Source organism: Pedobacter duraquae, assembly GCF_004362245.1.
In the GTDB taxonomy this organism is placed as follows: Bacteria; Bacteroidota; Bacteroidia; order Sphingobacteriales; family Sphingobacteriaceae; genus Pedobacter; species Pedobacter duraquae.
This window is the reverse complement of record NZ_SNWM01000007.1, coordinates 151839-165550: the sequence shown is the minus strand read 5'-3', so window position 1 is coordinate 165550 and position 13712 is coordinate 151839. Positions and strand designations below refer to the sequence as shown.

Annotated in this window: 7 protein-coding genes and 1 tRNA gene; 2 read left to right on the top strand and 6 right to left on the bottom strand. The window is 40.8% G+C overall.

The window, feature by feature from the left end:
* The first annotated feature begins 117 nt into the window (after positions 1–117).
* Positions 118–780, top strand: coding sequence for a Type 1 glutamine amidotransferase-like domain-containing protein (locus CLV32_RS22045; protein WP_133559138.1), 663 nt, complete (start codon positions 118–120; stop codon positions 778–780).
* Between the two features lie 58 nt (positions 781–838).
* Here the strand turns inward: CLV32_RS22045 and CLV32_RS22040 are convergent.
* A tRNA-Arg gene (locus CLV32_RS22040) sits at positions 839–910 on the bottom strand.
* Between the two features lie 5 nt (positions 911–915).
* Positions 916–3024, bottom strand: a complete 2109-nt coding sequence (metG, locus tag CLV32_RS22035; RefSeq protein ID WP_133559137.1) for a methionine--tRNA ligase — start codon at positions 3022–3024, stop codon at positions 916–918.
* 40 nt (positions 3025–3064) lie between these two features.
* Between metG and CLV32_RS22030 the strand changes: the two genes are divergently transcribed.
* Positions 3065–3961 carry a S66 peptidase family protein gene (locus CLV32_RS22030; protein ID WP_133559136.1) on the top strand — a complete coding sequence of 299 codons (897 nt, stop codon included), beginning with the start codon at positions 3065–3067 and terminating at the stop codon, positions 3959–3961.
* 128 nt (positions 3962–4089) lie between these two features.
* On the opposite strand, the gene CLV32_RS22025 is transcribed toward CLV32_RS22030, so the two are convergent.
* From CLV32_RS22025 to CLV32_RS22010, 4 genes are all read right to left on the bottom strand, one after another.
* On the bottom strand, positions 4090–5550 hold the full coding sequence (locus CLV32_RS22025) for a RagB/SusD family nutrient uptake outer membrane protein (protein WP_166642003.1): 1461 nt from the start codon (positions 5548–5550) through the stop codon (positions 4090–4092).
* 10 nt (positions 5551–5560) lie between these two features.
* Positions 5561–8695 (bottom strand): SusC/RagA family TonB-linked outer membrane protein, encoded by a 3135-nt coding sequence (locus CLV32_RS22020; protein WP_133559134.1) that lies wholly within the window; start codon positions 8693–8695, stop codon positions 5561–5563.
* A gap of 312 nt (positions 8696–9007) precedes the next feature.
* On the bottom strand, positions 9008–10516 hold the full coding sequence (locus CLV32_RS22015) for a SusD/RagB family nutrient-binding outer membrane lipoprotein (RefSeq protein WP_133559133.1): 1509 nt from the start codon (positions 10514–10516) through the stop codon (positions 9008–9010).
* 10 nt (positions 10517–10526) lie between these two features.
* Complete coding sequence (locus CLV32_RS22010) at positions 10527–13658, bottom strand: SusC/RagA family TonB-linked outer membrane protein (protein WP_133559132.1); 3132 nt, start codon at positions 13656–13658, stop codon at positions 10527–10529.
* Positions 13659–13712 lie beyond the last annotated feature (54 nt).

Genomic DNA, 13712 nt, shown 5'->3' with positions numbered 1-13712 from the left:
ACCCCGATCTCGTAATATCTTTGCGGATATTTGTTAGGAAGAAAACACATCTAATAAAATAAGAGGTATGCAGAAATTAACATTGCAGGTACAAATGACCATCAACTTAATAATCCCATGAAATTTCTTTTAACTTCTGCCGGGATTAGCAACACGAGCATCCGAAATGCATTGGTTGATCTGCTGGGCAAGCCCATTGCTGAGTCGACTGCACTTTTTGTACCGACGGCGATATACGCTATTCCCGGCGGCACAGAGCTTTCCAGAAAAGTAATCTGCGGATCTTTAGGCGACTCTTTCTGTGACCTAGGCTGGAAGTCATTAGGGTTATTGGAGCTAACTGCTTTACCTACGCTGAAACCGGAACTTTGGTTACCTATGCTTCGGGAAACCGATGCTTTATTGATTGGAGGTGGCGACTGCCAGTACCTATGCTATTGGATGAAGCAGTCGGGCCTGGCAGATCTGCTGCCACCGATACTGGCGAAAATTGTCTATGTGGGTTTAAGTGCCGGTAGCATGGTAATGACCCGCTATGGAACTACTTACGGTAATCATGCCTTGCCGGCAGAAACGGGTAAATCCTTGAACATCCTTGATTTTGCCATCCACCCGCATATGGATCACGAATGGTTTCCTGAAAATTCCATGGCCGAGCTTGAGAAGTTAGCCGCAACGCTTCCAATACCGTCATACGCGATAGATGACCAAACAGCTATCAAAGTTACGGCAGATGGACTAGAAGTTATATCAGAAGGGCATTGGAGAGTTTTTGGGTGATAAACAAAAAAGCCTCTCTGCAATCAGAAAGGCCGTTTGACTTGTTAAAATTTTTACGTGGTCCCGACGAGAATCGAACTCATATCTAAAGTTTAGGAAACTTCTATTCTATCCGTTGAACTACGGGACCATTGCCTATTTGATCACGCTACCAGCGCTATGATTTTCCACAGGAGCCACAAAAGTAAGTTTTCCTTCTGAATTTTCAGACATTAAAATCATTCCCTGTGATAAAATTCCTTTAATCTCACGTGGCGCGAGGTTAACAACAACGCTTACACGCTGCCCAATAATATCTTCGGGCTTATAGTGCTCTGCAATTCCCGAAACAACGGTACGCTCGTCAATCCCTGTATCCAGGGTTAACTTCAGCAGCTTCTTGGTTTTCTCAACTTTCACTGCGGCGGTAATAGTTGCTACCCTGATGTCCACTGCACTAAAATCTTCAAAAGAAATGTTCTCTTTGGCAGGTGCAACAACAGCGTTAGCCAGTGTATTTTGCGCTTTGCTCGCATTTAGCTTGTCAATCTGTGCCTGGACCTGTTCGTCTTCAATTTTCTCAAACAAAAGCTCAGGTTGGTTCAATTGATGACCACGTTGCAACAAGCCCATTTTTCCGGCATCAGCCCATAAATAGCCGCCATAATTGAGCATCTTCATCAACTTATTCGCTGTAAAAGGAAGGAATGGCTCAATTAAGATCTCTATAGTTGCGGCAATCTGTAAGCTAATATTCAGGATCGTTCTTACCCGGTCTTCTTCTGTTTTAATTGCTTTCCAGGGCTCAGTGTCTGCCAAGTATTTATTACCCAAACGGGCCACATTCATCACTTCGGTAAGGGCTTCTCTAAAACGGTACTGCTCTATCGAGGCACTAACCTTTGCCGGATAAGCAGCAAGGTCTTCTATCACCTGCTGATCTTCTGCGGTGAGCTCCATGAGCATCGGCACCTTACCTTCAAAGTATTTATGTGTGAGCACCGTTACCCTATTGATAAAATTGCCAAGCACAGCAACAAGCTCATTGTTATTTCTCGCCTGGAAATCTTTCCAGGTAAAGTCGTTGTCTTTAGTTTCGGGAGCCGTTGCAGTTAATACATAACGCAACACATCCTGTTTATCTTTAAAATCTATCAGATACTCATTTAGCCATACCGCCCAGTTCTTTGAGGTAGAGATCTTCTGCCCTTCCAGGTTCAGGAATTCATTAGCAGGCACGTTATCAGCCAGGATATAATCCCCATGAGCCATTAACATCGCCGGGAAAATAATACAGTGGAAAACGATATTGTCTTTACCAATAAAGTGAACAAGCTTGGTTGAATCGTCTTTCCAATATTCTTCCCAATGTCCTTTTTCAACACCATTCTGGTTGATATAAAACTCTTCGGCTTTGGGATTCCAGACATCAAGATTAGCGTAGTTGAAAAGCTCCTTGGTAGCAGAAATATAACCAATAGGTGCATCAAACCAAACGTATAAAACCTTGCCATCTGCTCCTTTTACAGGAACCTTAACACCCCAGTCCAAATCACGGGTCATAGCACGCGGGTGAAGGCCTGCTTTTAACCAGCTTTGACATTGACCATATACATTAGGTTTCCATTCCTTGTGGCTCTCTATATAGGCTCTTAGTCGATCTTCATACTGATCAAGCGGCAAAAACCAGTTTTTTGTTTCCTTACGCACAGGAGGTTCTCCGGAAAGGGTAGATTTAGGATTGATCAGGTCGGTTGCATTCAGTGTAGTCCCACAGTTTTCACATTGATCACCGTAAGCGTGTTCGAAACCACAATTTGGACAGGTCCCGGTTATGTAGCGGTCAGCAAGAAAAGTCTGTGCTTTTTCGTCGTAGTACTGCTCAGTGATTTCCTCCGTAAAAACACCCTTGTTGTAAAGATTTTCAAAGAAATCTGAAGCCGTCTGGTGGTGGGTTAATGACGATGTTCTATGGTAGATATCAAAAGACACGCCAAATTCCTGAAAAGAATCCCCGATAATTTTGTGGTATTTATCAACAACCTGTTGCGGGGTAATTCCCTCTTTTTTGGCTTTTAGAGTGATAGGAACACCATTTTCATCAGAGCCACAGATAAACTTTACGTCCCTGTTATTTGCGCGCAGATAACGCACGTAAGTATCCGCAGGAAGGTAAACTCCAGCGAGGTGACCGATATGCACTGGTCCGTTGGTATATGGCAAAGCCGCTGTAACGGTATATCTTTTTATTTTACTGTTATCCAAAACTATTTTTATTATTTTGCCAAAGATAAGGGTTTTACCAATGATTCAACAGCCGCCACATTTAAAAAAAGGGGACAAACTTGCAATAGTTTGTCCGGCAAAAAAACTACCTAAACGAATAGACGATGCGGTAGCGCTGTTGCAGGAATGGGGTCTGGAAGTTATTATAGGCGAAAGTGTATACGCCTCAGAAAATCAGTTTGCCGGCAGTGACGCCTTGCGTGCTTTAGACCTCCAACGTTTTCTGGATGATCCGGAAATCAAGGCAATTATTGCCGGCAGGGGTGGATACGGTACCATCCGTATTATTGATGAACTGGATTTCACAGTTTTCAATGCCTTTCCAAAATGGATCATCGGCTTTAGCGATATCACCGTGTTACTATCCCATCTACTGGGCGAGAATAATACCATGAGTATCCATGGCCAAATGCCCTATACCTTTAGTGATGCCAGCAACGAATCACTCTTATCGCTGCACAACGCCTTATTTGGAAAACCAAACATATACAAGATCCCTCCATCTCCGTTAAACATCCCTGGAAACACAGAGGGTGTATTGATTGGAGGAAATTTAACACTGCTCGTTATGCTGTCCGGCTCAGTTTCGGAAATGGATTATACCGATAAAATTCTTTTTCTGGAAGATGTAGGAGAGCAAGAGTCTTCAATCGACAGGATGATGCGCATGCTGAAAAGATCAGGAAAATTGGCCCGGTTAAAAGGTTTAATTGTTGGTGCCCTGAATGAGATTGAGACCGAAACAATTCCTTTTGGAGAGACACCACAGGAAATCATCCACAATCTTGTAAAAGAATATGGTTTCCCGATTTGTTTTGATTTCCCGATTGGACATATTGATGACAACAGAGCAGTCATTCTCGGGCAGCACGTTGCGCTTCAAGTTTCAGCCGAAGGGGTCACTTTTCAGTCCTAAATCGTAGGTCCGCGTATAATTCGCAGAGAGTTTTCCGATACTGTACATAAAAAATGCCCTGATAGCGAACTGTCAGGGCATTTTTAGTGTGGGATACTTTTTCAGTACCCTAACCTATATACTGAGATCTATGGATTCTGATCAGCAGCAGTGAAAGATTTGTTAGTGTTAATCTCAGACTGAGGAATTCTCATTAAGAATTTAGGAGAAGCATCAGGCAAAGTATAAGTCACCGCATCAAAGTTTGGTGCGCCGTGATTTCCAGCTCCTGTAGGTCTTACTAAACCTTGTTTAAGACGTTTGATGTCATTCAATTGGAAACCTTCACCATATAACTCGATTCTTCTTTGTAATAAGATCTCGTTAAGCAATGCAGTTCCTGTACCAGCGAAAGCATAAGAAGGGTTTTTAGTTTTAACCAAGGTAGTTAATACTGCTAACGCATTTGCATCATCACCTAATCTAGCAGAAGCTTCAGCTTCAATCAGATACATCTCACCTGCACGCATCAACAGATAATCACCATCCCAGGTAGAAGCGCTAGGCTTTCTGAATTTTAAGATTGTATAATCTGGCAATCCCGTAGTACCTGGCGCTTTGAATGCTGTTTTGCGAGCATCAGTAGCTGGGATTTGATCATAAAGTGCTTTAGTAATCTTTTTGTAAGAACCTAAACCTGCGTATCCAGATGCAGTGTTATCCATGTGCGAGAAATACGACGCATAGATTGTAGCCTGCTCGATGTTTACAGTTAAGCCCCACATCCACTCAGTATTTGTTGTAGAAGAGAATCCTGCGTTATACGTAGCGCCAGACATAGGAGCGATAGTTCCACGTGCTTTTTTAGCATAGTCTCTTGCAGTAGCGTAGTCTTCCATTTGAAGTGCAACACGGGCAATAATACCCTGAGTTACTGCGACACTAATGTGAGATTTAACTGTTTGCGCTTTTCCCGTTAACAAAGTCTCAGCTTGTTTCAAATCCGCAAGGATCTGAGTATAGTCTTGCTGAACTGTTCCTCTTGGGTTACCAACAGAGGTAGGCGTTGTGTACAATGGAACACCTGGCTTAGTCTCATTACCTTTGTAGGTTTGTTGAAAGAAGTTCACCAGATAGAAATAAGAGTGTGCTCTGATTGCTAAAGCTTGGCCTTTGATATCTTCTCTTTCTGCCGGAGTTCCGGTAGCGTTGTCGATATTGGCAATGATTCTGTTTGCGTTGTTAATTAGGGTATAGTAGTAATACCAGATACGCTCAGACCTACCTGCATCAGCAGCACTTGCATTTGCAGTGTACTGATAATCGGTGTTAAACCAACCATAACCTTGTGCGTGAAGCACAATGTCTGTACCCATTAAGTCTGAAACAATCTCGTAAGATTTCTGACCAAAGTTACCGTGGTTAGTATAAGATGTATACATCATTCTATAAGTACCTTCCAATGCAACTTGTGCACCTTTGGTAGTTGCGAAAACAGTTTCGCCAGAAACATCTGCCGTAGGCAGTGTTTCCAGGTATTCTTTTTTACAGCTGCTTACTGCAAGCACGCCAGCCAAAAGAAAGCCGAATTTTTTAAAGTTATTTTTCATTTTGCAGATATTATAAATTAACATTTAAACCTAAAGTAAACGTTCGGTAGATAGGGTATGTGTAATCAGACACACCTGTGATAGAGCGCTGAGGATCCATACCTTTTGGTCCGTCGAACGTCCACAATTTAGCATTATCAACAGTACCGAAGATTCTTGCGCCTTGGATACCTAAAGTAGTAGCCCATCTTTTAGGCATTCTGTAGCCGATAGATGCATTTTTCAAGTTTACAAAAGATGCGTTGTATAAGAATCTTGTAGAAACACCTGATTGAGTAGCTAATGCGTTCTGAACTCTAGGTACATCCGTAACCTGTCCTGGTGTAGTCCATCTATTTAAGATGTCTGTAGACCAAGCTGTTCCATAACTACCTACGTGCATTAAGCCTGCATAGTTTCCATCATAGAACTTTCCACCTTGTTGACCTGTGAATAAGAATGACAAATCGAATTCTTTGTATGTGAATGTGTTGGTCAAACCACCAGTAATGTTAGGTAGAGATGTTCCTTTGTAGTAGAAACTAGCGTTGTTGATATTGTTAATGGTGATACGTTCACCTGTTGGTTTACCCGCCGCATCCAATTTATCCTGATAGTATAAAGCGTCTCCGTTTGCAGGGTCAACTCCAGCATATTCTTTGATCCAGAAATCGTAGATTGATTTACCAACCATTAATTTTTTGGTTCCAGAAATGAGCTCTTCTTGAGGAAGCTTAGTGATTTTATTTTTGAAGTGTGTAAGGTTTAGATCAACTCTCCATTCGAAATTCGATGTACGAACTGGTGAATAACCTAAAGATACGTCAATACCTCTGTTATATAAGGTACCAATGTTTTGTGTGATCGTTGAAATACCTGTTGACAATGGAAGTGGCACAGGGAATAACAAGTTATCAGAAACTCTATTATAAACCTCTACAGTACCTGATAAACGGTTGTTGAACATAGCAAAATCAACGCCAATGTTGGCATTTTTGCTTTTTTCCCAAACAAGATCCGGGTTTGCTAATGAATTGATCAAAGCACCTGGAGCATTTACGTTGTTGTTACCTAACTGGTACAAACTTAAAGTTGGATAGTAGTTAGTACCTAAGTCCTCATTACCTTGCTCACCGTAACTCGCTTTCAGTTTCAACTCATTAATCCATGTAGCACTTTTCAAGAAATTCTCTTGAGAAAGTCTCCACGCAGCACTTGCAGAATAGAATTGACCCCATTTGTGTCCGTCAGCAAATCTTGATCCACCATCTGTACGGAAACTTCCAGAAACGAAATATTTGTTTTGAAAGTTATAATCTACACGGCTAAAATAAGCCTCGATCCTGTGGTCATACTGATATGAAGTAGATGCTTCAGGTGTAGCAGCTGGAGCTAACTCACTTGTACCAGGGAAAGGGAATCCAGTTCTTGTAGCAGAAAGTACATTCTGTCTGAAGAAATAGTTTTCATGACCAGCCAATACAGTCAGGTTATGATCACCGAATGACTTGTTCCATGTTAATACCTGGTTGAAGGTATATGTAAACTGTCTGTTCATTTGTTTTGTTGAACGACCAGCTACGTTATCTGCATCTCCGAACAATGAGTTCTGGAAAGTAGTGGCATAAGCATCATAGTAAGTACTAGCTAATGTTGATCTTAATTTGAAGTCTTTCAGGAAAGTCGCTTCTAAATAAGTATTTGCATTGATGTTGAACGGCTTAGTACTACGGTCATCCAATGGTAAAGTACCTAACAAGTTAGAGTTAGGAGCATAAGGCCTTAAACCCATTTGATTTGCTTTACCGTAATCTAATGCATTCTGACCTGTGGCAGGATCAACGATATACGCTCCTGTAGTCAGGTTTCTTTGATAAACCGGATAAATAGGACCCATCATACGGCTGTAGTAAAAAGGGTTAGTTGTTGCAGTACCAGTAGCTACGTTATTAGCCTGATCAGTTAATGCTCCGTCCATACTCACTCCAGCCTTTAACCAGTTTCTAACTTGTGAATTCAAGTTCAATCTGATGTTGTATCTTTCGTAATCTGTGAATTTGGCAGTACCTTCTTCTTTCAAATATCCCATAGAGACATAGTAATCCGTTTTATCACTCGCACCACTAATGTTCAAGTTGAAATCCTGTCTTTTACCAGTTTGGAATAAAACGTCAGACCAGTTATCTTCCCAAAGCAATTGCGCATTAGGGTTTAATTTCCCAGTAGTAGGATCTACTAATGTGTTTCCGGGAACGTTGTAAGCGTTATACACCAATCCGTTAGCACCAGTTAACACGTTTGAAGCATTTTGACCAGCTACAGCACGTGTTTGACCAGAAGCAAGTTGTAAACGGTTTCTTGTAGCTTCCCACATCATTTCGTAGTAATCTTTAGAGCCCAAACGATCATATTCAGGAATACCACGAGTACTCCAGCCTGTTCTCAGGTTGGCATTAACTTGTGGAGTACCTTTTCTACCTTGTTTACTTTTCAGCATGATAACACCATTCGCACCACGTGAACCATATAAAGCAGCTGCAGCAGCATCTTTCAATACCGTTACGCTCTCAATATCATCCATTGATAAAGAAGCGATTGATCCGTTGTAAACGGCACCATCTAAGACATATAGCGGAGCAGAGCTTGCGTTAACAGAACCCACACCACGAATTAAGATAGATGCACCACTTCCCGGCTGACCGCCACCATTTGTCACAACGATACCCGGTACAAGACCTTCAAGTGCTCTAGTTACAGAAGTTACTTGTTGTCTACGTAAGGTTGTTGCATTAACAGTACTTTCAGATCCTGTAAATGACGTCTTTTTAACAGTACCGTAAGGTACCTGGACGGTAACCTCATCTAATGATTGTGCATCAGTTCTTAAAGTAACATTTACATTTGTTTTGTTGCCAACCGAGGCCTCTGTTCCTTCATATCCTACTGAAGAGAATACAAGGACAGCACCTGAACTTACTTGGATAGAAAAGACACCGCTTGCATTGGTGATTGCGCCGGTTCTCGCACCTTTAATTTTTACTGTAACACCTGGTAATGGTGTACCATCTTCTGATGATTTAACAGTACCAGTAACTGTTCTTTCTTGCGCAATTGCAGAGACTGCAAATAACATAAGTAAGAACAAACTTTGTAGAAGTTTTTTCATGAATTTTTAATTTAAGTATGTAATAAATGCTAAATATAAAATTTTCACACAATAAACTCAAACACTTACATAATTAAATTGTTAATTCTTGTTGCTTTCGATCCTTTCTATCCCTGAATTACAAATTCTTTTTTGTGAACGCCACGCATTCAAGCAAGAAATCTTGTATTAATAAAAGAATAATTAAGTCAAAAATAAAATACTAAGGACTTGGGCATTAACCACCTTACATTGTTAAGAAATTAAAAAAATTCCAAAAAAAACGTCCGGCACAAATAAGTACCGGACGTTTTTTTCCAAAAGATTGTATTCTTATTTAAATAACCAGATTGGTGTATTTAATTCATCAGGACCTTGACTTGCGATTACTAATTTATAATTAGCAGCATTTAAGCTTGGCTCATCATTAGTATATGCTTGTCTTACCGGGATCTTACCACCGATGTTTTGAGGATAAGCAGATGGAGTTAATACAGGGAAACCTGTTCTTCTCCAATCAGACCATGCCTCATAACCGTAACCCATGTAGTTAGCGATCCATTTTTGTGTAATGATCTGCTCTAAACCTGTAGCAGGTACGTATGCAACACCAGCCTGAGTGTAGTAAGTAGCCGGAGCAGTTACACCGTTCAAGGTCATGTTTGCAGCAATTGCAGCAAGGTAAGTAGTTGCAGCCTGAGCTTCGTCTGGAGCACCAGTGATCCATCCCAATTTGTAAGCCTCAGCTTTAGAGAACAACACCTCAGGATAAGTGAAGATTCTGATTGGTGAATTTTGTGATCTGAAAGCAGTTCCAATTAAAGATATAGTTCCCGGGTTACCTACTTTTCCTGGTAAATATTTAGCTGCCAATGCTTGAGTCAAACCGTACGGCATACCTACGTAAGTACCATCAGTAGTCTTGTCAGCATAAACTGGAAGTCTAGGATCTGAAAGAGAAATTAACTTATTAACCATAGTATTACTTGTAGCATAGTCATAACGACCAACAACCTGGTAGTTGTAGTAAATGTTATTCTCGTTTGCAGACTCTCCTAAAGTTAAGTATGTAACGTTATCAGCATTAGAGTTAATTACTCCAGCAGCTAATGCCAGATTAAATTCTGCTTTACCTGTTGTAGGATCTGCTTTAGATAATCTTAAAGCCATATTCATACGAATCGTTGCAGCGAAGATTTTCCATTTTGCAACAGAGCCTGAGAAAAGAAAATCTCCTTTTACTGTAGCACCGCCATCAAATTGCGCAGCAGCTTCTTTCAATTCTTTAAACAAAGCAGTATAAACCTCTTGTTGTTTGTCGAATTTAGGAGTTAAGAAAGCCGCTCCCTGTAAAGCCTGGCTGTAAGGGATATCTCCCCAACGATCAGTAACGTTTTGTAGGTAAAATGCTTTTAGGATACGCGCAGTAGCAATTTGATTTGCATTCGAGCCACTACCTAGAACACTTGGTAAGCTCTTAGTTGCAGCATCGGTATTCAAATTAATGATCGTTGTTAAATCTTCAAGCGGATTGTTATAAATACCTGTGTAGTTATAAATTTTAGTATTGTAACGTGATTCTGATGTGTATAACGTCTCAGAAATCTGTTGTGTATACAACTTAGGTGCATAGTCGTTGATAATACCTGGCGCAGTAGCTACAGAAGTTGAAGCCGTTGTTCTGCCCATGTATCTTTCAGCACTTGTTAAAAGCAATTGAGGTACCGCTGAAGATGGAGAGTTCGGACTCACATTGATGTCCCCAAAGTCTCCCGGTTTGCAACCACCAATAACTGTTATTGCTGTGGCTACAAGGAATAGGTTTAAAATATTTTTTTTCATGTTGGTAAGATTAGAATGTCACTTTAAGGTTAAGACCGATAGTTCTTGTTCCTGGCAACTGTCCACCTTCGATCCAGCTACCAGCTGACTCTGAAGGATCAATTCCCGGAACTGCAGTATAGATCAACCATGGGTTACGTGCAACAAGTGTTAATGATGCTCTTGAAGCTTTGATTTTAGATGCAAAACTAGCTGGCAAAGTATAACCTATAGATACTTCTCTTAGTTTAACGTAAGTAGCTTTATAAGTTTGCTCTTCCCATGCATAAGGGATATAGCCTTCGTAATAGTCTTGAGCACCAATGTAAGTTGTGTTAGGCTGGCCGTTTGATGCACGCACTCCCGGAATCAGGATACCTCCACCGTTTGCAGGATCATCACGTTTAGGATTTCCTTTATCATTCAGGCCTGCAGTTTCTTCAGCAAGACCTGATCCGAAGGTATTACCTCTTGTTACAGAGAATAATTTACCACCAATCTGGAAATCTACTGATACACCTGCCGTAAATTGTTTGTAAGTAACGGATGTAGTTAAACCACCTGTTAAATCAGGAACAAATGACCCCAAGTTATGGTTATCTTCCAAGATAGGGAAACCGTCATCATCGATTAAGGCAACGCCATCAGCGTTACGTTTGATACCGGTAGTTACGATAGAACCCCACTCCTGACCAACTCTACGCTCAACATTGATACGTGGTGTACCAGTGTAACCGAATGAATCATAAGGGAAATTGTCTAATCCTGGGTAAAGTGCAACGATTTTGTTTCTGCTTCTTGCAAAGTTTGCATTGATATCCCAGGTAACATCTTTAGTTCTGATCGGCGTACCACCCAAGGTAAACTCGATACCATGACTCTTGATCTCACCAGCGTTAACAAGTGCTGTAGAGAAACCTGTTGATGATGGCAAGCTTAGAGAAATGATTTGATCTTTAGATGATCTGTTGTAGTAGTTGAAACTGAATCTCAGTCTGTCTTTAATAAATCTCAAATCGATACCTGCTTCATATGCTGTTGATAAAGCTGGTTTCAAGTTTGCATTTGGAATCTGGTTAGGAACAGTTAATGAAGGATTCGTTCCATAGAATCCATTAGAAGAATAAGTCTGGTAAATGTTGTACGGATCTAAGTCAGAACCTGTACGACCAGCGGATACTGTAGCTTTACCAAAAGAAAGGAAATTGTTTTTAGGCAATAAATCTGTGAAAACAAAGGCTAATGAACCTCCACCATACAGATAAGAGTTGTTAGCATCTGGTAATGATGACGACCAATCGTTACGGATGTTCAAATCCAAGAATAACAAGTTGTTGTAGCTTGTTGAGATAAATCCGTAAGCACTTCTAACTTTTTTGTCTGAACTTGTGTTTGTGGCAACAGGTCTGTCTTTAGAAGCAGAAATGTTGTAGTAGTTAGGCACCGTAAAACCACCGGCAGTAGAACTGTTCAGGTTTTCTGCACGGTTGATACGCAACTCACCAAAAGCACCCGCATTAACACTGAACTGACCGAACTTTTTGTTGAACAAAGCGTCCAATACAAAGTTGTTCTCTCTTGAACGAGATTGTCCTGTTGTATATTTCTCCAGATTTAATGTTCCTGAGTTTACCCTTGAATCAGTGAAGCCGTTAGAATAGTTACCTTTAGCTGTGAAGTCAATAGAAACCTCTGGAATTATTTTATAGGTAGCAGACATCAATCCAAAGACTCTTGAGCTGTTATTTACAGCAGTATTTAAATATGATTCTACATATGGATTATCCCAATATTTAGGACCCAAACTTCTTGGTCCACCAATATTCCAGGTAGTAAAAGTACCATCAGGGTTTCTGAAGTTTTTCAATTTGTCGATCTCCAAATCACGGTGGAACCATTGACTGAATGATCCTGTAGTTTGGTTACCGTAACCCTCAGCAGGTCTGTTGAAATAATTAATCACGTTAAAGTTAACCTGAGTATTAAAGATCAATTTAGGAATTGGTGTGAATGTAGCATTTACACCTACCCTGTTCTGATCCATTTTAGTGTTGGGAGAAACACCTGTTTGATTGATATTGGTATAAGAAGCTCTTCCGTTGAACTTATCAGTTGCCTGAGAAACAGCTACGTTACTGTTATTCTGGATACCAGTCTCATAGAAATCACGTACGTTGTTAGGTTGAGCAACCCATGCTTGTTGTTGTGCATACTGTGGATCATATTTGTTCCAGGCATACCAAGGAGCATAAGGCTGTCCATCGAATTTAGGACCCCAGCTCTCATCAACTGAATAGTCATAGTATCTTGCACCGTTCATTGCTGCTAATGCAGGAGCATCAGTTGCAGCATTGTAGGTGAATTTATTCCAAACCTGTGAAGCACCACCACCATATTCATTTTGATATTTTGGTAATGTAGCAACGTTTTCAAAAGTAGTTGTATGATTTACCTCAATACCTAAACCTTGTCTTAACGCACGTTTAGTTTTGATTACAACCACACCCGCATCACCACGCTGTCCATACAATGAAGTAGCAGCAGGGCCTTTCAATACAGTCAGGTCTTCTACATCGTCCATGTTAACACTTGTTGAAGGAACAACTACCCCATCAACTACGTATAACGCATCACGACCACCATCAATACTACTAATACCCCTAACACGGATAGAAGAAGTTCCGAAACGCGCACCTGATCCACCAAGAACCTGAACACCCGCAATCTTTCCTGCCAATGCAGTACCTAAATCCGGTTGCTTAGTCTGAGTAAGTTCAGATCCTTTTAGAGACTGTTGTGCTGTACCGATAGAACGCTCGGTACGCGAAATACCTAAAGCTGATGTAATAACTACCTCGCCAAGGGTTTTTGTATCAGTAAGCAATGAAACGGAAACTGATGATCCTGTGATTGCCACTGTTTGTGGCAGGTATCCCAAATAAGAGATATCCAGTGAAGTGATATTTTCTGGTACGCTGATAGAGAATGTACCGTTTGAACCGGTTGTGGTACCAATTCTGGTTCCTTTAGCTCTAACTGTTACACCGGGAAGTGGAAGCCCATCATCCTTGCCTGTAACTGTACCAGTAACTGTTCGGTTTTGTGCCATTGCAGCTGCTGCAACAAGCACGACCATGAACAAACTTAGTATAAGTTTTTTCATAAATTAAAATAAATTAGGTTAGTTAATAGTTAATAATAATCCAAGTTACAAAAT